Here is a 24,603-nt window from a genome sequence, read left to right as displayed (position 1 = left end):
CTGGATAATAAACATCCTATATGCACAAGTATAAAACAATTTCTTATAAATTAGGTAATCATTTTTGCGTAATATTCATTTTTACGTTTTTTATTCGGTGTTGTCGATAAAGTTTTACGTGCTGTTTCAGTCATCATATTCACCATTAAAGATGTTCTAAACGCGTTACCAATTTCAGCAACAGTTGTTTCAATGTGATTTGTTCTTGCTCATCAAGGACGGAAAAAAGTTGCTCCACCTGTTTCCACTGATTTGGCAACAAGGTTTCTAAAAATTGCACCCCCCTGCGGCGTTAATTTCAGTAAAAAACTTCGTCGATCGCCCGCAATCTCGCTTCGCTCCAACCATTGACGCTTCACCAATTCATCGGCAATTCGCGTTGCATTGGTCTTGGAATAACCGAAAATTTCACTCAATTTACTCGGCTGCAAGGCGTGGTTTGGCTGGCAATACAGTACCACTAACGTCATAAACAGCGTATCGTTAAGCTGATAGGCTTTTAATAGCTGATTCCGTTTTTCCAAATAACGGCTGCTATTGTGCAACAACAAATGAGCCAGCAAAATTTGCTCCACTGGCATCGCGGGATTATTCTGGGCTGAATGACGAATCAGCCTTTCTTGTTCTGAAAAAGAGAGTGGCATAATTGTTGTATTAAAGGGAGAAAGTAAACTGGTGAATAGTAACTCAGGTTACTATTTGAGTCAAAAAAATACCGCACTTTAATTTTTACTCCGTTTGATTTCAACACCGCATCGCCCTGCTGTATTTGAAACCCGATTAAAGTGCGGTGGTTTTCAATGATGTTTTTTTACTCATTACAAGGCGGCTAGGTGGCACAATATGCCATAAACCAATTCACGCCAAAGCCGCCGATTACAAGCCATAGCCAAATTATCGCCCCTAATAAAAGCGGTTTTGTTCCAGCTTGCTTGAGGGATTTCATATGGGTGGTTAGCCCCAATGCTGCCATTGCCATCATTAATAAAATGCTGTCGAGCTGAACTAAAAAATTCACTAATAATTGGGGTAATAAATTGAAAGAATTAAAGATTGCCACGCTAATAAACAATAAAGCAAAATAAGGAATGGTGATTTTGCCTTGAGCCTCCGTATTTTCTCGGCGTAAAAAATAGGACAATGCCAATAATAATGGTGCGAGCATCATCACTCGTATCATTTTAGAAATAACTGCGGTATCTGCCACTTGCGGGCTAATATTTGCCCCAGCGGCATAAACTTGAGCCACTTCGTGGACGGTTGAGCCGATATAAATACCAAACGCCTGCTCTGGCAAATAGGCTTGCAAATAAGGATACAACACAGGGTAAAGAAACATACTCAGCGTACCGAAAATTACGATCAACGCCACCGCAACGGATACTTTGTAAGATGGTGCTTTTACAATTGGCTCTGTCGCCATAATTGCCGCTGCCCCACAAATACTACAGCCTGCCGCCGTGAGTTGGACGATCTGACGATCGATTTTCAGCCATTTAATCCCTACCCAACAAGTAAGCAAAAAGGTCAAAATCAGCACGCTAGCATCGGCAAATAACGCACTGAATCCCACTTGACTAATATCCTGAAAGGTTAAACGAAAGCCAAATAACACAATCCCACAACGCAACAAAAAGCCTTTGGCAAACAACACGCCCGTTTTCACCCGCGCTTCAATCATTGGATAAATGCTATTGCCACACACAATTCCCAATACAATCGCCAAGGTTAAGGCACTAATGTGCCATTGTGTAGCGATGTGGGTTTGAGCGAGAAACATTGCGGCTGCACTCAGAACGAACGTAATACATAACCCTGCAATCAAGGAAAAATATTTCATCATATTTTCTCTCATTAGAAATTTTATAACTACATTACCCTATTTTTAAGACAAATAAAACTGAATAAATTTTATCGATAACCTAGGGTAACGAGCGATAACACATTGAGAATATACATAGTAAAATTTGACATCATTTTTAATTTTATCTTGCTAAAATTTGCCTATCCGTTAGGCTTTGAAATATGCTGTTATCATTTGTAGAACAATAAATTATGATGAAGTTTTCCCGTTTATTGCTTTTAGGAATAGTTTGTTTCCCTTTATTTCTTCGGGCAGAAGTTGAACGCCTAGCAACCCCTGAAGAGCAACAAATTAATAATCGGCAACGGCAACAGCAAAATGCACTTAATTCGTCAATTCAGGCTCAGCAAGTGAAATCGCCTGATATTCATTTGCAAAGCGAGAAATTACAATCTCGTGATTTTCCCCGTAACGAAGCCCAATGTTTCCCTATTCAGCAAATTGTTCTCACTGATATTCATCGCAACGAAGCTAATCCCTCCCTCATTCAACCAAGCCGTTTTTCTTGGGCATTAAGTGCGGTCTATTCGGCGGGGGATTTTTCGTTGCCTGCTTGTATTGGCTCGCAAGGCATCAATGTGCTACTACGCCGCATTCAAAATCGTTTGATTGATTTTGGTTATATCACCACAAGGGTGGTGGTTGAACCGCAAGATTTACGCTCGGGAATGCTCATTCTCACCGTTATTCCTGGTCGAGTTGGGCATATTCAGCTTCAAGATCACAGTGCGATCCCCTTCGCCACGCGTGGAACGCTTTGGTTCGCAATGCCAATGGCACAGGGGGAGATTTTAAATGTGCGAGATTTAGAGCAAGGTTTAGAGAACCTTAAACGAATTCCTAGTGCCGATGCGAATATGGAGTTACAAGCCACGGAAAATATTGGCGAATCTGACATTATTATTCAATATAAACAGAGCTTGCCGTTTCATTTAACTTTAGGATTAGATGATGCGGGTTCAAAAGCGACAGGGCGTTTGCAAGGCTCGGCGACGTTTTCTTGGGATAATGTAACAACGCTAAATGATCTGTTCTACTTCAGTGCGAGTCGAAGTTTTAAACGTCATAGCGATAATGCTCAAGGAGATTATGGCAGTAAAAATTACAGCCTTTACTATTCTATTCCTTGGAAAAACACGCTACTGACCTTATCAGGGTCAAAATATCAATATCACCAAACTATTGCGGGAGCGTTTGAATCCTATGATTATTCGGGTGAAAGCCGTCAAATGAATGCGACGCTCAAGCGTTTATTATGGCGAAATAGTCGCTCGAAAACCTATTTGAATTTTTCTCTGTGGACAAGACAATCATCTAATTTTATTAATGATACAGAAGTTCAAGTACAACGCCGCCGTACGGCTGGTTGGGAAGCGGGGCTTCAGCACACGCACTATATCGGCAATGCCACACTACAACTTTCTGCCAATTACAAACGTGGCACAGGAGCAAATCGAGCCTTGCCTGCCCCTGAGGAAAAATTTGACGAAGGCACGTCAAGAATGCAAATTATCACTGCCTCAGTGGATTTAGCTTACCCTTTTATGCTAGGTAAACAACCATTCCGTTTTACCACCCATTGGAACGCTCAATGGAACCAAACGCCCCTTGTTCAACAAGATAAGCTGAGCATTGGCGGACGTTATACCGTACGCGGTTTTGATGGCGAATTATCCCTTTCTGGCGAACGGGGCTGGGTGTGGCGAAACGAGCTGGCGTGGAACATTGCGAACAAAGGGCAAGAACTCTATCTCGGGATCGATAAAGGCATTGTTCGCTCATCACAAGAAGAATTACAACTTGGTGATAGCTTAACAGGCGGCGTGCTGGGGCTACGCGGTGAACTATGGAGATTAAATTATGATTATTTCATTGGAATCCCGATCAAAAAACATGAAGGCTTCCGAACCAGCCATTTAACCACGGGTTTTTCTTTTAGCTACCGTTTTTAAACACGAATTTCGCATTGAACGCAAAGAATTAAGGAAACAACGATGAATAAACAAACTTATCGCGTGATTTTTAGCAAAACATTGAACCGAATGATTGTGGTTTCTGAGCTAGCAAAAACCTGTGGCAAAGCGGCGAGTGAAAATCTTGGCATAGAAAAAACCTTGCAAAATCTGACCGCACTTTATTCATCGTTGAACCGCCATTCCTCATTGCACTGGACAATCAAACCCTTGCAATTCAGCCTTTTCCTTGCTTTAGGCTATGTCTCTTTTTCGCCTGTCGCGATGGCGGATGAAATGGCGGTTCGAGCGGATAAATCTGCTCCAGCCACGCAACAAGCCACCATTTTAAAAACCGCCAATGGCTTGCCACAAGTGAATATTCAAACCCCAAGCCCTGCAGGTGTTTCTCGCAATACCTATTCGCAATTTGATGTGGCAGAAAAAGGGGCGGTGTTAAATAACGCTCGTAAAGCCACGCAAACCCAAATTGCAGGCTGGGTGCAAGGCAACCCAAATCTTGCCACAGGCGAAGCCAAAGTGATTCTCAATGAGGTCAATTCAACCAACCCAAGCCGTTTGAAAGGTTATATTGAAGTGGCAGGGAAGAAAGCTGATGTAGTGATCGCTAACCCCTCGGGCATTCATTGCGATGGCTGTGGCGTGATAAATGCGGGGCGTTCCACCTTAACCACAGGCAAGCCTGAAATGGAAAACGGAGAGCTTAAAGGCTATCACGTCAAAGGCGGTAAGGTGAACATTGCGGGCAAAGGGTTAGATAACCGTCAGGCGGATTACACCGATATTATCGCCGAGAAAGTGAAGGTTGAGGGGGGCGTTTGGGCGAAAAACTTAAAAGTAACCACAGGGAAAAACAAGGTCAATCGCACCAATGACGCGGTGGTCTATGTTGGCGACAAAAATAATGAAAAAAACGACCGCACTTTAACAACGCCTGAAACAGCAGAAGCCACGCAAACCTATCGTGTTGATGTGAGTGAGCTAGGCGGAATGTACGCCGAACGTATCCAATTAGTGGATAACGGCACGGGGCTTGGTGTGCGTAATGCGGGACATATCGGAGCTTCAGTGGGCGAAGTGCAGATTGACAGTCAAGGGAGGATTGTTAATCAAGGGCAGGTACAAGCTAAACAGCAAATCGGGATAACAAGCGATGATAATATTGACAATCGAGTCGCTGCTAAAGTGGTGTCACAAGAAAATCATATACAATTAAAAAGTAAACAAACCATAAATCAATCTGGTGTAGTCGCCACACGAGCCGCAGTAAAGATTAATGCCCGATCTATTGAACAAACTAAGCAAGGTGAAATACAAGGGGGACAGGTTACGTTTGATGTGAGTGAACATCTTGTCAATAGAGGATTAATTAATGGACTAAGCACCGGCGATACGGCGGCTGAAATCCTGATTAAAGCAGGCACAATCACGAATGTTGGAACAGGACGTATTTATGGCGGTCATACCGCACTACAAGCTAATAAAATTATCAACAGCGATGAATTACAAGATGATGGCACAATAAATTCAGCGGTGATTGCAGCTACCCAACGCTTAGATATTGCAGCCCCTCAGATTGAAAATAGCAAAACAATCTTTACTCAAGATTGGGCGTTTAACGGCATTGGTGGCACGCTGGCATCTGAGGGAAAAATTGTCTTTGGGAAAACCCTTGATGCCAATCATCAGGCTCAAGGATTAAGTGATATCTTAATCAACCGCGGTGGCTTGATTGAAGGAAATGGGATTCAGTTTGGTGTAAAACAGCTGAATAATGAAAATGCACGTTTACGCACTAATCTTGAGGAAGTCAGCAATCAAGCGGTTAATAAACATTACTTAATTGTTGATGACCCTAAAATTGGAGAGCGTATTGATTTTGATCAACTTCGTTGGATTTCCTTTAGTCGAGCAGGCAAAGTGATTTATAAAAATAAAATCATTCCACTTCGTCCGCAAGATGGCAATATTACAGGCTATATTTTGCCAACCCCAAATGAAGAAACCTGTGTGGATGAACAAACGCGTACGGGGTGCGTTCCTGTTCCGCAAGGGATCTATACTAATCAAGATCCTGTTTGGGCAGCATTTCATATTAATCCACCAGAAACGCCAGCTCCTAAATTGCCTGATTTATCAGGGCTTGCTTCAACGCTAACAGAACCCGTAGAGCCGACTAAGCCGATCAGGCGTTTTTCTAATCGCAATGGATACGAGCAAGAACTTAAAGATTATGAAGCGAAAATGGTGGAATATCGTAAAGCAATGGCGGAATATGAAGCCAAACTTATTGCTTATTCTGCTGAGATGAAACCTTATCTTGATTGGGTCAATACCAATGCGGAAAAATTTGAACAACTCGATGCGGCAATTCAAAAACATAATGCTCGCCTACTTGGGCGAGAGTTTTCTCGATTTTGGGATGTTTATGTCACACAACGTATTGAACGGCAAACTAAAGTGAAAGAAACGCATCCTGGAAAAATTCTCAGTGGTGGTGATATTGATTTTTCAGGCGAGGTGGAAAATAACCGTAGCCAAATCATTGCAGCAGGTGTGATCCACAACACCGCTGATCCCGTAAAACGAATTAACAATATTGAAGAAATAGGGATGACCCAAATTGATGATATTGGTAATCAAGAATGGACCTATTCTCGCTGGCGTGGTGGATTTAAACGTTACTACCAAAGAGAGTGGACAGGACGACACGCACATAGGCGACGCACAGAAACTCCATTGCCGTTAAACCTAGCTCAAGTAGAAAGTTATTCGGCATTATATGCCTCAATGCAACAAAACGAGAATGAAATTCGACATATTCAAGCTAATATAAGCTTGCCAATCTCAAGCTTGTATCGAATTCATCCAGAGGGGCAAAAAACATTAATTGAAACTGATCCGCAATTTACCGATCGCAAAAAATGGTTGAGCTCAGATTATATGTTCGATGCCCTACGCAGTGAGCCACAAAATATCTTGAAACGCTTAGGTGATGGGTATTATGAGCAACGTGTAGTTCGTGATCAAATTAACCAGCTCACAGGGCGAATGTTCTTGGATAACCAACAAGATCTTGAAACGCAATACAAAGCCTTGATGGATAAAGGCATTTCCTTTGCAAAACAATTTCATTTAACCCCTGGTATTGCCCTGAATGCTGAGCAAGTTGCTGCTCTCACCTCAGATATTGTTTGGTTTGAACCTCAAACCGTCACCCTACCCAGTGGCAAAACTGTTGAAGTGATTGCCCCGCGTGTTTATGTGGTGGCGAACAAAGGCGATTTAAACGGCGAAGGGGCGTTAATCTCCGCCAATGTGATTGATTTACGCACCGCCCATTTAAACAACCTTGGCACGATTGCAGGGCGAAAAATCGCCTTGTTAAACACCGACACATTACGCAACGAGGGAACGATTCAAGGCGAAAAAGTTGGCATTAAAACCACGGGGAATTTTGATAACATCGGCGGAAAAGTGGAAGCCGAACGAGGGTTATTTATTGATGTTGGCGGCGATTTCACCCACCAAAGCACCACCCATAGGACAGAGGTGGATCTTTCCCATTTCAAACGCAGTGAAACCACCCTCGCCCGCAAAGCCTTGCTTTATGTGAAAGGCAAAGAGGGGGAGTTGCATTTAAGTGCCAATACTATCCTCAGCCAAGGGGCAGACATCATTAACGAGGGGCAAGGGGATACGATCGTTAAGGCAAAAACAGGGCTAAATCTAACCGCACTTTCTGTCGGTTTTGATGAAAAAATGGGTAAAGGCGACCATTACCGCAATGAAAAAGTTCAAGAGGCGGTGGTAAGCCACATCAAAGGCAACGGTGATGTGCTATTAAGTGGACGAGATATTACTGCCGAAGGGGCGAACCTTGAAAGTGCGGCACATTTAAAAGCAGTGGCAGAAAATGACATTGTGTTGAATGGGGCAAAAGAAAGTCGCCATTTTGAAGCCTTCCATAAAACGAAAAGTGGTAGTGTTGCAAAAGTGACTAAAACCTGTTTTGACCAACAGCAATCTGAAACGCTCGTGGGAACACAAGTAAGTGGAAATCAGGTGTTGCTGACAGCCGGTAACGATGTTAAAGCCAAAGGCGTGCAAGCGATTGCTGAGAATGATTTGCAGGTTCAGGCAGGTCACGATGTGGATATTGCCGCAGACACCAATCACTTCAAGAATATTCATAAGGAAACCAAAAAAACCTCAGGGGTGTTTACCAGTGGGGGCGGGATAACCTTTGGCTCCAAATCAGAAAAGCATGATTATCAAACAGAGGGTTGGACACAATCCGATGCCCGTAGCACATTAGGTTCGATGAATGGCAACATTCGCATTGATGCGGGAAACCACGCCAATGTCTTAGGCACAGAGATGATAACCTCGCGTTCTCATCAAATTGACCTTGAAGGGACAAGTGCGAAAGTCGAAGCGGGGAAAGACATTATTGAGACTAACACGAAGCATGAGTATAAACAATCGGGGGTAACCCTTTCGGTAAGCACACCGGTAACGGATATGGCACAAGCCGCGTATAACAGCCTCAAACGCAGCCAACAAGTGAGCAATCCTAAACTCAAAGCCCTTTATGCAATGAAAGCGGCAGAAGAAACCGTGATGGCAGCACAAAATGTGAGTAAAGTGGCAGAAACGGTTGATGCCTTACGCAACGGTAATATGCAAGGGACTGGCACAACCGCCAGCCCAAGTGTAAAAATAAGCATTGGCTACGGTAGCCAAAAACAAACGCAAACGAGCGAAACACAACAGATTGAGCATCAAAAATCCACGATAAACACAGGTACCTTCAATGCCACCGCACGCAGTGAAAAACTCCGCTTTGAAGGCGTAGAGGCAAACGCCGCCCTGATGTCGCTGTCAGGTAAGCAAGGTATTGAAGTTAAAGGGGTGAAAGATGAAGAGCACCAACGCACAGAAAATAAATCTGTTGGGGGCAGTGTGGGGGTATTTGTTGGTACCAATGGCAACAGCTATGGCTTTGGCATTGAAGGCTCAGTGAATGTAGCGAAAGGCAAATCCAACTCAGATAGCGAGCGTTGGCAAAATAGCCATTTGACAGCGGAGAAGGTCATCATTCATAGTGAAGCGGGAGGGCTTACGCTTGATGCGGCTAACCTCAAAGCCAAACGTCTTGAGGCAGAGGTGCAACACCTCAACATTACCAGCCGACAAGACCGCGAAAAATACGAATCAAAACAAGTGAGTGCAGGGGCAAGTGGCTCGGTTGCGTATGGTTCAGGCGGCGGGGCTTCCGTGAATGCGGCTTACAGCAAGGCGAAAGTGGATTATGCCCAAGTCAATGAACAAGCAGGGATTTCAGTGGGTGAAGAGGGAATGAATATTAAGGTTCATCAGCACACCCAACTGAATGGCGGGGTGATTGAAAGCGAGGCGGAAACAAGTAAAAACCATTTGCAAACGCACTCGATTTCAAGCACGGATATTGAAAACCACAGCGAGATAAAAACGGAAAGTGCGAGCATCAGTGCGGGAAGTGGCGGCATCAACCCAATGCAAGCCCTTAGCAGTGCTTTAAGTTTATTGGGGAATAGGCACGAGAGCAGTCGAAGCCACACGAAATCAGCCATAAGCCAAAACATCGCAATCCAAACAAAAACGCCAGAAAATCTGACCGCACTTTCTCGTGACACAAAAAATGCCAACGAACAAGTGCAAAAACAAGACTTGCAAAAGGTGCAAGAACAGCAAGAAATGGCGAAAGTGATAGGGGAAATCGTTGATAACGGAATAAGTATTGCCACCTTTGAAAAACGCGAAGCGTTGAATAAACTGAGTTTAGAAAAATTCCAAGCGGAAGAAAGATACGGCAAAGACAGCCTACAAGCAAAAGCCTTAGGCACACAAATGCAAGCCTTACAACAGCAGCTAGACCAAGAATTTGGGCTAGGCAGTGAAAAAGGGATGGCGATTCGGGCAGTCACGGCGGCATTACAAAGTGCGGTGCAACAGGACAAAGCAGGGGCAATCACCGCTCTCGCCTCGCCTTACCTCAACCGAGAAATCCACAAGCTGACGGAAGGCGACAGCACAAAAGAAAAAGCCGCCAACCTCATGGCTCACGCCTTGCTTTCTGCGGTGGAATTTCAAGTTACGGGGAAAGACCCACTTACTGGTGCGATAGCGGGCGTAACAGGGGAAGCTACAGCACAATATCTCACCAAAGCCCTATACAACAAAGCCCCGAGTGAACTCACGGCAAGTGAAAAAGAAACCATCAGCAGCCTAAGCCAACTGGCAGGAGGCCTAGCGGGGGCATTCACAGCGAAAGCGAATGGAAGCAGTGAAAAGCAAGGTGGAAGTTTCCTCAGTGGTATGGCTGGGGCTGAGACGGCTAAGAGGGCGGTGGAGAATAACTACCTTAGTAGCCTAGATGTAGAGCATTTTGTTCAAGAATTGGAGAAAGCCCAAAAAGAAGGGCGAGATACAAAACCGATTATTGAGAAATACCAAAAAATCAGTGCGGAAAATCGTCAGGAATTGCTAGCTTGTAACGGAAACGTTCTCTGCGAGTCAGGGCATTTATATCAAATGAATGCGGGAGCAGAAGAAGTTGAACGCAACCTAGGTTTCTTTAGTCGAATGACGGTACCTTATCCAAATAATCTGAATGAGAATAATCGAATTCTATTATCAACACTAGTTGAGCAAGAAAATGCAAACAGCTTTAATCAGTTGTCAAGTGGCACAAAAATTGGATTAAGTGCAATAGAATTAGGTGCAGCAATAGGCGGAACAGGTTTAATAACAAAAGATAGTTTAGGTAAATTTAAATTATCCAACGCAAATGCGAATAGTAAATTGCCTGTTGTTGGAAAAACGGGGAATTATGAAAATCAAACATCGAAGATTCATATTTCTTCTGGAGCTGAGAATGTTGCATTGTATCCTAAGTTAAAAGAACAATTAATGACGGAAAATCTTATTAATATAGGAAAATTAGATCCGACATTACAAGAAGTTACTTCGAAATTAGGAAGCAAATTGGACTATGGTATTGATGGAATGCGTTCTGTATCTGAATCAAATAGATTAGGAATGCTATGGGTTGGAGAAAATTCAACAGAAATGAAAGAAAGAGGAAAAGTTATTGGTTTGATAAGTAATGATGGAACTCGACATTATCGTTTTCCAGCGGATAAACCGAAAGCCAGATTATCCGTTACTAAATTTCAATCTAACTTTGAAACATATAAAATTGATCCCATTTCTAAAAATAGAATTAAAATCGGTAACGCACACTTAGATATTAATAAGGAGTAAAAATGAAAGCCAAATTACACAGAATGATGGATATAGCGGGGCAAATTGATTTAGAAACCTATAAACCAGAGAATGAAAAGTTAGTTAATGTTTATATACTCTTGGATATAGGTCCTGATGATGGAACAGATGCAGCAGATTACTTTGAATTTAAAGTTCACTCTATAGAATGGCTACGCTTGTATCAACCTAAACCAGAGATATTAAGGCATATAATGGTTGTGGATAGATATGATTTTAAAGCGATAAAAGATTATGTACATTATTGTATAGAAAAATGTGATGGTGATTCTTGGGACGAGATTGCATTGAAATTATCAAGATATTTCCATTGGGAGTTTGAGGATTATGTTCCTGGTAATCCAAACTGCTAAATAATAAGGGCAAATTGGTGGTAATATATTTTTTAATAGAGATAAAAAACTACCAATTTCAGAGGGAAGAGTTTGGAGAGAAGCTGATCTTGGTATTAATAATCAAGCTGGAAGGGAGCAATATATCGCCAAAGAACAAACTAAACCTACAGAGGAGCAAGATACCCAAAACTGCAACAAAAAACCACCGCACTTTTAAAGGCAAGGGAAACACAGACACAATGGAGCGAAGGTAATTATAAACGCACGCTAGATACGGCAACCACTATCGCCAGCGGTTTACTGGCAGGACAAAGCGGCACACAAATTGCCACAAGCCTTGCTTCGCCGTACCTAAACCATCAAATCAAGCGTTTTACCACGGATGAAAAGGGCGAAGTCAATCTTCTCACCAACACCATCGCCCACGCCGTGTTAGGTGCAGCGGAAGCAGCGGCAGCTAAAGGTGATATTACCGCAGGGGCGATATCTGCCTCCGCCAGTGAACTCGCTGCCCCAGCCCTAACAAGGCTTTTAGGCAAAGACAACGCCACCCAACTTAACAACGACGAACGCCAAACCATCATCGCCCTAAGCTCACTAGTTGGAGCATTAACGGCTGGCTTGAACGCTCAACAAACAGGCTCAGGGAATAATACAGTTGGCATTCTCAACGCCGCTGCATTAGGGGGCGAGATTGGGAAAAGGGCGGTGGAGAATAACTACCTCTCACCAGAAGAAAGCGAGTTTTTGATTAAAGAATACAAAGAAGCAACTTCAAGAGAAGATAAAATAAAAATCTTACGGAAATATTTACAGAAATCTTATGATAATGATGCTTTATTTGATTCTGCGTGTGACATAGATCCTGTAAGCTGTGTAGATTTAGTTAATGAAGCTAAGATAGGAAAATCAATATTACTAGATAATCAAAATTTATTTGGTTTGTCTCCATATTATTCAGCTATTTTGTCATCTAATTATAAAGCTTCAAATAATACGGATTGGACAGAGTTTAGACTATCTAATTTAATTCCAAGTATGAATAAAGTTGAACCAAACCAAGAATTGGCAGATAGGTTAGCAGAAGGAATTAGTAGCAAAAAAATACTTTTAACGAAAAAAAGTTCAGATATTATTTATCAATTAAATACAGATCCAGAATTCAAGGTAAATATAGATCCATCTAATATTTATGTAGTAGGAACTACAGGGAAAGATAATTCAACTTTCTCAGGTAGAGTTAGTTATTTTGATCTGAATAATTGGTCAGTATTTGGTAGTGTTGCGGGGAGAAAGAGAAATGATGGAAGTTATCATATTTTTGATGATAAATATGATTTTGACATAAGAGGAAAATACTTAGAGAAACCATTTAATTTTATAAGAGACATTGAAACATTTATTGGAGAACCTAGAGGTAAAGGTACACCTTATTTATTTGAGTTTGATAGAAATAAAGAGGTGAACTATGAAGAAAATAATTAAGTTTATTACTGGATTAATAATTATTTTTACTTTATGGTTATTTTCGGAAGAGATATATCTATATGTTAGAACTGGATGTGAAATTAAATGGGGTGCTGCAGGAATATATTCAGATTATGCTGTTTGCAATGGAAAGTATATTGCTGATGGTGTTATAGACTATAAAGTTATTGGAGGAAAACTTCTTATATTTTCTGTTGAAATAGAAGATAGATTTCCACGTCTTTGCTTTACAACAAATAAATTAATATATCTATATTCTCCTAAGGAGAAAAAATATAAGTTTCTTTCTGAAATTGAGGTGTTAGATATAAATAAAAAATATAAAATTAATGATGCTTTTTATACTTTGCCAGAACAGTATATACAAAAATATGCGAATAATTGTAAAAATTAGATTTTATAGTAGAAAGACATTAATGGCTATAGAGGTGAAATTGTTTTAGCTAACAATATCGCTTCCACAGGTCGAATAGTCATTAAGTGGGGAAATTCAACAGGTACACATGGTAATGACATTATTTCTATTAATCCACGAACAGGTGAAGTTGAACTTTGGGATAATAAATATCGTAGTAGTGCTTCACAGAGGACAACAGCACAAAAGAAAAAGCCGCCAACCTCATGGCTCACGCGTTACTTTCAGCGGTGGAATTTCAAGTTACGGGGAAAGACCCACTTACTGGTGCGATGGCGGGCGTAACAGGGGAAGCGACAGCACAATATCTCACCAAAGCCCTATACAACAAAGCTCCGAGTGAACTCACGGTAAGTGAAAAAGAAACCATCAGCAGCCTAAGCCAACTGGCAGGAGGCTTAGCGGGGGCATTTACAGCGAAAACGAACGGCAGCATTGACAATCAGGGAGGAAACGTTCTCTGCGAGTCAGGGCATTTATATCAAATGAATGCGGGAGCAGAAGAAGTTGAACGCAACCTAGGTTTCTTTAGTCGAATGACGGTACCTTATCCAAATAATCTGAATGAGAATAATCGAATTCTATTATCAACACTAGTTGAGCAAGAAAATGCAAACAGCTTTAATCAGTTGTCAAGTGGCACAAAAATTGGATTGAGTGCAATAGAATTAGGTGCAGCAATAGGCGGAACAGGTTTAATAACAAAAGATAGCTTAGGTAAATTTAAATTATCCAACGCGAATGCGAATAGTAAATTGCCAGTTGTTGGAAAAACGGAGAATTATGAAAATCAAACATCGAAGATTCATATTTCTTCTGGGACTGAGAATAATGCATTACCTCCTAATTTAAAATACCAACAAGAAGCAACAAGATATATTAATAATTCTGTTAATGGATTCTATGATTCAAAAGAATATAGAGAATTATTAACTAGGAAATATGGCGAAAATGTTAAATCAACAACTGTTCCACCAAGTAATGCAAAAAATGTTAATTTGGCTAGTAAACGACATCCAATAACAGGTGTGCCATTTGATAATAAAGGGTTTCCTATATTTGATAAATATGTAGCTTATGATACTCGATTGGATATTTCTAGTTTCAGAAATAAATCTTATATAGAACAGATGAGTATGGCGACTAGAGATTTAGCTAATTCGATAGAAAAAGGATATATCAATAAAAACAATTTTACATCGGAACAACTTAATGCTATTTATCGAGGAGAGAAAAAGATACCTGGCTTTACATGGCATCATCATCAAGATACAGGAAGAATGCAATTAATCGATTCTGATATTCATAAAAAAACTGGTCATATAGGTTGGAGAGGACTTAAAAATGAGAAATAAATTAAAATTAACTAAAAATGAAAGTAGTGATATTGGTTTTGCTAAATCAAGTCTAATTTCAGAAGCAATAACATTGGACGAATTTAATGAGTGGGTAATATTTATTATTGACAATTATCCAGTAGATGAATTACCTATATATCTATTTGACTTAGTTGATTTCCAAGGATACTTATGTGATTTAATAGGCATTATTGGCTTTACCCCAAATTCCGAATTGAATGAGAGTGAAAACAATGCTTTGTATGGAATAGCTATAAAACGTTTTGGAAATATTATTGATTGTCCTATATCTTATGATTGTGCTTTAAATGCACTAAATAACAATCCTCATGTTTTAACTAAGTTTAGAGAAATATTTCCTTTTATTGATTTAAACTTTTAATTTAAATATTCAAGTGTTAAATTTTATTTATTGAGAACAAAATGAAAGCCAAATTACACGCAATGATGGAGATAGCTGGGGGGGGGGATTATGTTCCTAGTAATCCAAACTGCTAAATAATAAGGGCAAATTAGTGGTAATATATTTTTGAATAGAGATAAAAAACTACCAATTTCAGAGGGAAGAGTTTGGAGAGAAGTAGATCTTGGTATTAATAATCAAGCTGGAAGAAATAAACAACCAGGGACAAGGTTATTATATTCTAATGACGGGTTATTATTTATCACAAATGATCATTATGAGTCATTTAAGGATATTGGAAAATGGAAATAATTATTGATTTAAACAAAATTAGATGTGAATTAGATTTTTATACGCAACTAATGTCGCAAGAAAAAGAATTTGGTATCTATTTTGGTAAAAATCTAGATGCATTATGGGACTATATTGGATTACTCGGAGGAAAGAAAATAAATTTTATAAATTATAATTTTTTGAATAATGAGCTAAGAAAGTTTTTTTTTAATGTAATTGATATTATATATTCTTATAATTTAGGAATAATCAAAAACAAATTAAGTTCAGATCATTTAATATCTGTATCCGTTAAATGACATTTAACAATAATTAAATAATTTTTTTTCGTAAAAATCAGCTTTATTAATACTAAGTATAAAGTCAAATGACAACTTCCCTCTCATACAGGAGGAAATCAATTAGAAAATAAACCAATTCAAAGCCACACGGGCGGAAATCAAATCATTGATAATGAATTACCGAATAATACAGGTGGAGTTCCTATTGATGTTAATATTCCTTCGCATACAGACGGAAGCCCAATTCTAGAGCAAGATAAAACAGGACATATTTTATCTGGAAGTGAAGTTCAGGTGGGGGATTGGAAAGATAATATCTTACATTCAACCAATTATATCGATAAACCTAAACAAAAAGTTAATTCTTCTAGTATTGGTGATATTGTGAGAACACCTGATACAAATCCTGAAGATTTTCTTCGTTTAAAAGGAAATCAAGGATTAAAAAATAGATATACAGGAGAAATATGGGAAAAAAGTGAAACACAGCATTCTGATAAAAATGGAGAATGGAAAGTTGGTATCGGAAAAGATACCCCAAATAAAACAAGAAAAATAACTATAGGAAGAAGCGATGGAAAAATTATCAAAATTGATAAATAATAATGTTAATCTAAATGATATTGACTTTGTCTTTTTGCAAAATAGTAAATCATGGGTTGGATATATTAATTTTATAGGAGGTGACTCTCTAAGAGGTATAGATTTAACTATGGACTTATTCTGTAAGTTTTTTGAAAAAGATAGCATGTCTTTTTTCTCATTAAACACACTTGCTTATGATGAAAAAGATAATTTTTCAGACTTAGGAGAATATTCTGATTTATATTTTGATGCTCTAAAAAAAAACTTAATCCATAATAATTGGGATGAGGTTATTAAAATCTCTTATGAGAATTTATTACATTCTGGTTTGTGCCGACTAGATTTTAATTGGGATAATATTATTTCCATATCTAAACTGACTATGGCAATAGATTTATTCTCAGATATTAGCTTATTAATAGGAAATTTTTTAATAATAAACCCAAGTTTAAATATAGCATTATCTCCAAGAGGTATAGGTTTTGATATATTTTGTTTAAATGAAGATCTAGAAACATCTTTTAATTTTATAGAATTTTTTTCTAAATTTAATAACTTTAAATGTTTTGTGTCCATGAGATATCTATTAACATTAAACAATGGGGGAATTAGAAAAATTTTCTCTATATACAAACATGGAGACTATGAAAACACAGTAAAACAAAAAAAACACTTTTTTAAAACCAACAAAATTGTCAATTTAAAAAACATTAATTTCTCTTCATTTTCAAAGAGTAAAAACTGGGTTGGTAGTTTTGAAGCGAAAAATAAAAGAGATAATATGCTAGTAAAAGAATCTACATCCCTTTTTAATAACTTCTTCAAGTTTGAAGTTAATCATTTTTTTTTACTAAGTTCTCTAATGTACTATGATAATGGTGCGATAAGTGAAGAGTTAATTAATTATATCGACACATACAAAAATGCTAAAGAAAATAACTTGCTTAGACCTTTTACAGAAAAACTCTCTAGTAAAAAAAATATTAATATAAATTTATTGAATTTATGCTTTGATTATAATACCTCTATATCATTTTGTGAGTTAATAATGGAATTATCATTTAACAATATTATCGGTCAAACCTGTTTTCTTATTAATCCAGAATTACAAATTGCATTATATCCACATGATGATATTGGCTTTGGTCTAATTGCATTAAACGATGATCCTACTTTAGGTATTGAATTTCTGAAATTCTGTGAAAAAGATAGTAGATTTAGAGTAAATATTGCACCTGAGATATTAAGTAAAATATCAGGGGCATAATACAGTATGCTAAACTTCCTTGTGAGAGCTATTAACTCTTGTCGGCACCAATGGCAACAGCTATGGCTTTGGCATTGAAGGCTCAGTGAATGTAGCGAAAGGCAAATCCAACTCAGATAGCGAGCGTTGGCAAAATAGCCATTTGACAGCGGAGAAGGTCATCATTCATAGTGAAGCGGGAGGGCTTACGCTTGATGCGGCTAACCTCAAAGCCAAACGTCTTGAGGCAGAGGTGCAACACCTCAACATTACCAGCCGACAAGACCGCGAAAAATACGAATCAAAACAAGTGAGTGCAGGGGCAAGTGGCTCGGTTGCGTATGGTTCAGGCGGCGGGGCTTCCGTGAATGCGGCTTACAGCAAGGCGAAAGTGGATTATGCCCAAGTCAATGAACAAGCAGGGATTTCAGTGGGTGAAGAGGGAATGAATATTAAGGTTCATCAGCACACCCAACTGAATGGCGGGGTGATTGAAAGCGAGGCGGAAACAAGTAAAAACCGTTTGCAAACGCACTCGATTTCAAGCACGGATATTGAAAACCACAGCGAGATAAAAACGGAAAGTGCGAGCATCAGTGCGGGAAGTGGCGGCATCAACCCAATGCAAGCCCTTAGCAGTGCCTTGAGTTTATTGGGGAATAGGCACGAGAGCAGTCGAAGCCACACGAAATCAGCCATAAGCCAAAACATCACAATCCAAACAAAAACGCCAGAAAATCTGACCGCATTTTCTCGTGACACAAAAAATGCCAACGAACAAGTGCAAAAACAAGACTTGCAAAAGGTGCAAGAACAGCAAGAAATGGCGAAAGTGATAGGGGAAATCGTTGATAACGGAATAAGTATTGCCACCTTTGAGAAACGCGAAGCGTTGAATAAACTGAGTTTAGAAAAATTCCAAGCGGAAGAAAGATACGGCAAAGACAGCCCACAAGCAAAAGCCTTAGGCACACAAATGCAAGCCTTACAGCAGCAGTTAGACCAAGAATTTGGGCTAGGCAGTGAAAAAGGGATGGCGATTCGGGCAGTCACGGCGGCATTACAAAGTGCGGTGCAACAGGACAAAGCGGGGGCAATCACCGCTCTCGCCTCGCCTTACCTCAACCGAGAAATTCACAAGCTCACAGAGGGCGACAGCACAAAAGAAAAAGCCGCCAACCTCATGGCTCACGCCTTGCTTTCTGCGGTGGAATTTCAAGTTACGGGGAAAGACCCACTTACTGGTGCGATAGCGGGCGTAACAGGGGAAGCAACAGCACAATATCTCACCAAAGCCCTATACAACAAAGCCCCGAGTGAACTCACGGCAAGTGAAAAAGAAACTATCAGCAGCCTAAGCCAACTGGCAGGCGGCTTAGCGGGAGCATTTACAGCGAAAGCGAATGGAAGCAGTGAAAAGCAAGGCGGAAGTTTCCTTAGTGGTGTGGCTGGGGCTGAGACGGCTAAGAGGGCGGTGGAGAATAACTACCTCTCACCAAAAGATGTTCAAGCCTTTTATAAAGACTTAGAACGGGCAATTAAAGAGGGTAAAAATGTCGGTGAAGTTTATGACTATTACAGCAAACTCAGCCAACAGCAACGTGATGAACTTTTAGCTGAATGTGATGCAACTTGTCGATTGACGGTAAAAAATGCCATTAATAGCGGTACGGAATTAGCTTACACTAAAGCAGATTTACTTTCAGGTTGGTTATCAGGCTTATCTTCTGAAGAACGTTCTCGGTTTTTAACATTAGTTGAAAATGAGAATAACCAAACCATTTCAGCATTAAATGAACAACAAACGTTATTTGAAAAAGGGTTAGAGCTGGGATTAGATACAGCAAGGTTCTTGAGAAGAGAAGAAGGATTAACGCCTAGTAACCAGCATTCTTTTGCGAAAAAGGCTAAGAACCCCAATATTAATAATAAAGATTGGAAATATATCCCAGCCCCTAAAAAAGAAGAGATAACAGGATTTAAAGATTTAACTAGAGTGAATCCTAAAACTCCTATTCGCGGGGGAGGAACGCTTCGTGATCGTTGGAAAGATAAAGAAGGGAATATTTATGAGTGGGATTCTCAGCATGGAGCAATAGAAAAATATAATAAGAGAGGTAAACATTTAGGAGAATTTGATTTTAAGACTGGAAAACAAATAAAAAGTGCAGATCCAACAAGGAGAATAGAACCATGATTGAAGTAACTAGATATATAGAAGTATATGATAATGTAACAGAGGAATTAATAGATTCATATGAAATAACGTTACCTGATGAAGAAGCTATTTTTTATATTAATCCTGATGATGATGATCGTTATGCTATTGCTGGTATGTATATGTTAAATCTGGAACAAGTTATTAATTTGGGAGGAAGTCATTTAGTATCTTTATATAATAACAAAGATGTATCATTTTATGCTGCTTGTTTTCAAAAGTAGATATGAGAAACAAAGTAGCATATGATAAAGATCTTAATCTCATAAAGGATTAAAAATATTGGAAACTAGAAAAAGATCTACTAAAAATCGCTTATGAATATAGAAAAACACATATAGCTCATCAAGATATCTTAATTGGCATAATGCGTATAATTCAACTATTGATAATTCCTGACTGGAATGTATTTATAGTATCAAACAAAGATGATATGAATATTTATGATAGATATGAACGCTTTAAATACATTATATTTACTGATTCAGAAATAAATCTGAATGACCATTTTTATCATGAATAAATAAAAAATTTAAAGATTCAATCAAAACTAAAGGGAAAACATCTGTTCAAGATGGGTGTAAATAACTTGCTAGCTGGAAAGATCGTGAGGGAAATATTTATGAATGGGATTCTCAGCATGGAACAATGGAAAAATATAATAAGAGAGGTAAACATTTAGGTGAGTTTGATTTTAAAACAGGAAAACAAATAAAAAGTGCAGATCCAACAAGGAGAATAGAACCATGATTTATGAAGTAACTAGATATATAAACGTTTTTGATAATATAACAGAGGAATTAATCGATTCATATGAAATAACATTATCTGATGAAGAGGCTATTCGTTATATCAAGCCTGATGATGACGATGAACATGCTGTTTTTGTATATGTATTAAATAAAGAACAGGTTATTAATTTAGGAGGGAAACACCTAGTTTCTTTATATAGTGATAAAGATGTATCATTTTATGCATCTTGTTATCAAAAATAGATCTTAAAGAAAAAAGCTATCAACAAGTTATCCCTTTTGACGGAAATGAGAAAGATTTTGAGAAAATCTTAAAACAACTAAATAGGTAAAAAATGTCTTTATTTGATGAGGTTATAGAAACATTAAATCATAATATCAGAATTATCGATTATCCTGAAAAAAATACGTATCAGAATTACTGTTAAAATTTACTAATGGAGATGTGAATAGCATTTATTTTTCAGAAAATTTTAAAGACGTTAATTTTGAAGAGTTAAAAAGAATGAATCTTAAAGGGGGCTTTTATATATTGACAGATAACATAGACATACCTTTATTTGAGAGTGATATGAAATCTATTATAAATAATATTTATGATATTGTATGCTTATCAACAAAGATTATTATCTTAAATCAAGATATCTTAATGTACAGGTTATTTCCAGATGATATTTTTAGAATAGTTTTTAATAAAAATTAGAAATGGGGAACAAACTACCCTTTTTCTAAAGCAATTTATTCCATCTCAGCTGCTTATTTTGATGGAGAGGTAATGAAAAAATGGTAAAGATAAATGGCTTTATGGGGTTATTTTTTCTAATAGTATTTTTTATGATTACTTTATTTCATTCTTGTAGTCAAGAAAGTAGAAGTCTAGAATATAAATCTCAAGCAGGTCAAAGACTACTATATCAACTTAACAAAGAGGGATTATCAAAGAATATAATAGATATAGATGGGTTTAAATATTATAAAATAGTTATCACTTTCTCAGGAGATAAAGAAAAATATGAAGAATTCCTAGAAAAGTATAATTATTTAAAAGTTAATTCCAATTATTACTGCAAAGATGGCAATTTAATTGAGATATATAATAATGATATTAATACTGTTTTAAAATATACATATAACTCACACCAATGCCCAAGTTAAGTAGATTATAGGTCCAGAGCTTCAGGCTTAACGGCTCAACAAACTGGCTCATCAACACTAGTTGAGCAAGAAAATGCAAACAGCTTTAATCAGTTGTCAAGTGGCACAAAAATTGGATTGAGTGCAATAGAATTAGGTGCAGCAATAGGCGGAACAGGTTTAATAACAAAAGATAGTTTAGGTAAATTTAAATTATCCAACGCGAATGCGAATAGTAAATTGCCAGTTGTTGGAAAAACGGAGAATTATGAAAATCAAACATCGAAGATTCATATTTCTTCTGGGGCTGAGAATGTCGCATTGTATCCAAAATTAAAAGCAGAGTTACAAAAGGAAAACTTAAAAAATATAGTAAGTAAAAGACCAATTTTAGAGCATTCGGCATTTGGTTATGATAATAAAACCGTAGAAGGAACTATAACGTCAAAAGAAGCGGAAATACTGGGGATAGATTGGGTTGGAGATGGAGCAACAAAAACTTCTCAAGGAGGTTTACTCAGTGCCGATGGTACAAGATTATATAGACCACCAACAACGAAAAAACATTCTAAATATGCAATTACTGGAGTACAAGCAAATTTTGAAAGAGGTCATCAAGATGAGAATGGAACGTTTATTTCTGAAAGTAATTTACACATTAATATTGAGGATAAAAAATGATATTTGCTGACTTGAAAGAAATTAATTATTATTTCCCAAGTAAATATGATGCTCAATTAAAGATGTTAGAAAAATCTTATATTCTACAACTAACTCTTTCCATTGGAGAAAGACTAAAAGATGGAGCAGATTATTTTGATGTATTTATTTACAATATTGATTATGTAAAAGAAAAAAAAATATTATTAGGACATAATAGTATAATTGTTGACATTGATGACATTGATGAATTAGAGAAAGAAATAAAATTATTTGTAAACTCTATATATGGGTACTCTTGGAATGAGGTATTAAATAAATTAAGAAAGTATTTTAAATGGGAATATGAAGATTATTAAATTGTAATGAACCGAATTTTGTTAAACAGTTCCTCTTACAAAGTGACACTGGCATCAGCTTTGGCAACGCGTGGGGGGGGGTAATATAGGCTTCAGTGCCGACCGAGCCAGTGAAAACTACCGTCAAGTGAGTGAACAATCGGGCTTGTTTGCTGAAGAAGGCGGCTATCACATTAACGCGAATCAGGTTCACCTTAAAGGCGGATCGATTGCAAGCCAAAATGCCAACCACAGCGAACTTGCCACCAATCATCTCACAGCGGAAGACATTCAAAACCGCTCTTCAAGCCAAGCGATGAGCGGAGGGGCAAGTTTTGGAATGAGCCATCAAGAAGGGCATTATGAGGAAAAAGGCACGGGCAAGGTGGTGAAAAATCCTGAAGCCTCAAACCTTGACACCAGCAATCTTAAATGGGTAAAGGAAAGCACTTCCCCAAGTGTTATATAGTTTAGAGATGAAAGAATGGTATCACAGAATTAATTATGCCATTTTATTGCGGATATATTTAACCAATACTTAGAAGCAGAAGTGCCGAAAGATATTCATGCAAATATGAAATCACGGAATAAAGATGCTTTTGGTATGATAGGATATAATGATGAGATATTGTTAGAATAAAACTTGAGCGTTTCCTTCTTTGTTTAGATTGATTTGAATACTCATATTCTAAACGGGGAAACGCTCACTTTTTATAGTGAATTGTCAGATTAAGTCTGATCTTTTACAGCTAAGGTTTATAGATAATTTCTACCCCTTCCTCATCGTCTTCCGACCAATCGTCCCAATCTTCATCGTCTTCATCAAATTGATGTTCAGCAAGTTGTTCTTGATGATAGTCATCCCATTTGAACTTCACTTCTTCTGGGTTCTCTGGTTGTTTTTCTTCCTCTCTTGGGTGAGCGTCTAAATAATCCATAATATCACGGCAGAGTGCTGGCACATTTTTTCCTGTTGCAGCGGAAATGAGGTAATAATCGCCCTCCCAACCTAAGCGTTCAAGGATTTCTTTTGCTCGCTCGTGTGCTTCTTCATCGGACATTGTGTCGATTTTGTTAAACACGAGCCATTGGGTTTTATCGGCAAGTTTTTCGCTATATTGGAAAAGCTCGCTTTCAATAATGGCAATGTTATCCGCAGGATCGCTACCATCAATTGGGTTGATGTCCACAAGGTGAATGAGGACGCGACAACGCTCTAAATGTTTTAAGAAACGAATACCTAAGCCAGCCCCTTCAGCTGCACCTTCAATCAAGCCTGGAATATCCGCAATTACAAAGCTACGGTTTTCATCAACCCGAGCTACGCCTAAACTTGGCACAAGGGTGGTGAATGGGTAATCTGCCACTTTCGGTTTGGCTGCGGAAACAGCACGAATAAAGGTAGATTTTCCTGCATTTGGCAAGCCAAGCATTCCCACATCAGCGAGCAACATTAATTCCAATAACAAATCACGTTTTTCACCCGCTGTGCCGTTGGTTTTTTGCCGTGGTGCTCGGTTTACGGAAGATTTAAAACGGGCATTGCCTAAACCGTGATAGCCACCTTTGGCAATCAGCATTTTTGCTCCGTGTTTGGTTAAATCGCCCAACACTTCTTTGGTATCGTTATCAATGGCTCTTGTTCCCACTGGTACGCGTAAGGTGATGTCTTTACCGCGGCGACCTGTGCAATCTGAGCTGCGACCATTTTCACCACGTTCAGCGGCAAAACGCTTTTCAAAACGGTAGTCCACGAGGGTATTCAGGTTTTCATCGGCGATTAAATACACATCGCCACCATCTCCGCCATCACCACCGTCAGGCCCCCCTTTGGGGATAAATTTTTCGCGGCGGAAGCTCACACAGCCGTTTCCGCCATCACCAGCCTCAACGCGAATCAAGGCTTCATCAATAAACTTCATTTTTTCTC

The 24,603-nt window shown here is 38.6% G+C and carries 24 protein-coding genes; 21 read left to right on the top strand and 3 right to left on the bottom strand.

What is annotated here, in order from left to right; all coding sequences use genetic code 11:
• Window positions 1-212: 212 nt before the first annotated feature.
• Window positions 213-644 (bottom strand): MarR family transcriptional regulator, encoded by a 432-nt coding sequence (locus HBL79_RS07985; protein ID WP_081637509.1) that lies wholly within the window; start codon window positions 642-644, stop codon window positions 213-215.
• Between the two features lie 185 nt (window positions 645-829).
• The gene (locus tag HBL79_RS07980) at window positions 830-1,840 is read right to left on the bottom strand and encodes a YeiH family protein (RefSeq protein ID WP_035685325.1); all 1,011 of its coding nucleotides are present in this window, start codon (window positions 1,838-1,840) and stop codon (window positions 830-832) included.
• Between the two features lie 215 nt (window positions 1,841-2,055).
• Here HBL79_RS07980 and HBL79_RS07975 point away from each other — a divergent pair, with 215 nt between their 5' ends.
• The 21 genes from HBL79_RS07975 (at window position 2,056) to HBL79_RS07875 (ending at window position 23,142) form a co-directional block, all read left to right on the top strand.
• Window positions 2,056-3,816 (top strand): ShlB/FhaC/HecB family hemolysin secretion/activation protein, encoded by a 1,761-nt coding sequence (locus HBL79_RS07975; RefSeq protein ID WP_233570695.1) that lies wholly within the window; start codon window positions 2,056-2,058, stop codon window positions 3,814-3,816.
• Window positions 3,817-3,858: 42 nt separating this feature from the next.
• Window positions 3,859-11,145, top strand: coding sequence for a two-partner secretion domain-containing protein (locus HBL79_RS07970; protein ID WP_052716803.1), 7,287 nt, complete (start codon window positions 3,859-3,861; stop codon window positions 11,143-11,145).
• 2 nt (window positions 11,146-11,147) lie between these two features.
• Entirely contained in the window at window positions 11,148-11,519 is a 372-nt protein-coding gene (locus HBL79_RS07965; protein WP_046097487.1) for an Imm8 family immunity protein, read from the top strand.
• Window positions 11,520-11,930: 411 nt separating this feature from the next.
• Entirely contained in the window at window positions 11,931-12,986 is a 1,056-nt protein-coding gene (locus tag HBL79_RS07955) for a VENN motif pre-toxin domain-containing protein (protein WP_051128144.1), read from the top strand.
• Complete coding sequence (locus HBL79_RS07950; protein WP_035689312.1) at window positions 12,970-13,383, top strand: hypothetical protein; 414 nt, start codon at window positions 12,970-12,972, stop codon at window positions 13,381-13,383. The genes HBL79_RS07955 and HBL79_RS07950 overlap by 17 nt, the downstream gene beginning before the upstream one ends.
• Window positions 13,384-13,610: 227 nt before the next feature.
• On the top strand, window positions 13,611-14,759 hold the full coding sequence (locus HBL79_RS12545) for an HNH endonuclease (protein WP_081637569.1): 1,149 nt from the start codon (window positions 13,611-13,613) through the stop codon (window positions 14,757-14,759).
• Entirely contained in the window at window positions 14,749-15,144 is a 396-nt protein-coding gene (locus HBL79_RS07940; protein WP_035689308.1) for a hypothetical protein, read from the top strand. The genes HBL79_RS12545 and HBL79_RS07940 overlap by 11 nt, the downstream gene beginning before the upstream one ends.
• Before the next feature lie 147 nt (window positions 15,145-15,291).
• Window positions 15,292-15,477, top strand: coding sequence for a ribonuclease domain-containing protein (locus HBL79_RS07935; RefSeq protein WP_051128143.1), 186 nt, complete (start codon window positions 15,292-15,294; stop codon window positions 15,475-15,477).
• The gene (locus tag HBL79_RS07930; protein ID WP_035689306.1) at window positions 15,468-15,758 is read left to right on the top strand and encodes a barstar family protein; all 291 of its coding nucleotides are present in this window, start codon (window positions 15,468-15,470) and stop codon (window positions 15,756-15,758) included. Before HBL79_RS07935 ends, HBL79_RS07930 begins: the two co-directional genes overlap by 10 nt.
• Window positions 15,759-16,034: 276 nt before the next feature.
• Window positions 16,035-16,343, top strand: coding sequence for a hypothetical protein (locus tag HBL79_RS07925; protein WP_035689303.1), 309 nt, complete (start codon window positions 16,035-16,037; stop codon window positions 16,341-16,343).
• Window positions 16,315-17,592 (top strand): hypothetical protein, encoded by a 1,278-nt coding sequence (locus HBL79_RS07920; protein WP_035689299.1) that lies wholly within the window; start codon window positions 16,315-16,317, stop codon window positions 17,590-17,592. The genes HBL79_RS07925 and HBL79_RS07920 overlap by 29 nt, the downstream gene beginning before the upstream one ends.
• Before the next feature lie 85 nt (window positions 17,593-17,677).
• On the top strand, window positions 17,678-19,768 hold the full coding sequence (locus tag HBL79_RS07915; RefSeq protein ID WP_046097486.1) for a colicin E3/pyocin S6 family cytotoxin: 2,091 nt from the start codon (window positions 17,678-17,680) through the stop codon (window positions 19,766-19,768).
• Complete coding sequence (locus HBL79_RS07910; protein WP_035688657.1) at window positions 19,765-20,013, top strand: DUF7683 domain-containing protein; 249 nt, start codon at window positions 19,765-19,767, stop codon at window positions 20,011-20,013. The genes HBL79_RS07915 and HBL79_RS07910 overlap by 4 nt, the downstream gene beginning before the upstream one ends.
• 86 nt (window positions 20,014-20,099) lie before the next feature.
• Complete coding sequence (locus tag HBL79_RS12490; RefSeq protein ID WP_306172456.1) at window positions 20,100-20,312, top strand: Imm41 family immunity protein; 213 nt, start codon at window positions 20,100-20,102, stop codon at window positions 20,310-20,312.
• 125 nt (window positions 20,313-20,437) lie between these two features.
• A complete protein-coding gene (locus tag HBL79_RS07900) occupies window positions 20,438-20,539 on the top strand; it encodes a colicin E3/pyocin S6 family cytotoxin (RefSeq protein WP_241431808.1) in 102 nt (33 codons plus the stop codon).
• Window positions 20,536-20,784: a DUF7683 domain-containing protein gene (locus HBL79_RS07895; RefSeq protein WP_241431807.1), complete on the top strand. Its 249-nt coding sequence runs from the start codon at window positions 20,536-20,538 to the stop codon at window positions 20,782-20,784. The genes HBL79_RS07900 and HBL79_RS07895 overlap by 4 nt, the downstream gene beginning before the upstream one ends.
• A 262-nt stretch (window positions 20,785-21,046) precedes the next feature.
• Window positions 21,047-21,244, top strand: a complete 198-nt coding sequence (locus tag HBL79_RS12615) for a CDI toxin immunity protein (protein WP_418883991.1) — start codon at window positions 21,047-21,049, stop codon at window positions 21,242-21,244.
• 80 nt (window positions 21,245-21,324) lie between these two features.
• Entirely contained in the window at window positions 21,325-21,696 is a 372-nt protein-coding gene (locus HBL79_RS07890) for a hypothetical protein (RefSeq protein ID WP_035688655.1), read from the top strand.
• Window positions 21,697-21,789: 93 nt separating this feature from the next.
• Complete coding sequence (locus HBL79_RS12370; RefSeq protein WP_051128124.1) at window positions 21,790-22,356, top strand: hypothetical protein; 567 nt, start codon at window positions 21,790-21,792, stop codon at window positions 22,354-22,356.
• Entirely contained in the window at window positions 22,353-22,694 is a 342-nt protein-coding gene (locus HBL79_RS07880; RefSeq protein WP_046097485.1) for an Imm8 family immunity protein, read from the top strand. Before HBL79_RS12370 ends, HBL79_RS07880 begins: the two co-directional genes overlap by 4 nt.
• Before the next feature lie 70 nt (window positions 22,695-22,764).
• Window positions 22,765-23,142, top strand: coding sequence for a hypothetical protein (locus HBL79_RS07875; protein WP_046097484.1), 378 nt, complete (start codon window positions 22,765-22,767; stop codon window positions 23,140-23,142).
• Window positions 23,143-23,422: 280 nt separating this feature from the next.
• Here the strand turns inward: HBL79_RS07875 and cgtA are convergent, their stop codons facing one another.
• Window positions 23,423-24,595 (bottom strand): Obg family GTPase CgtA, encoded by a 1,173-nt coding sequence (cgtA, locus tag HBL79_RS07870; RefSeq protein WP_035688649.1) that lies wholly within the window; start codon window positions 24,593-24,595, stop codon window positions 23,423-23,425.
• Window positions 24,596-24,603 lie beyond the last annotated feature (8 nt).

It is taken from the genome of Avibacterium paragallinarum (genome assembly GCF_011765605.1).
Taxonomy (GTDB): domain Bacteria; phylum Pseudomonadota; class Gammaproteobacteria; order Enterobacterales; family Pasteurellaceae; genus Avibacterium; species Avibacterium paragallinarum.
This window is presented reverse-complemented; position numbering and strand designations above follow the sequence as displayed.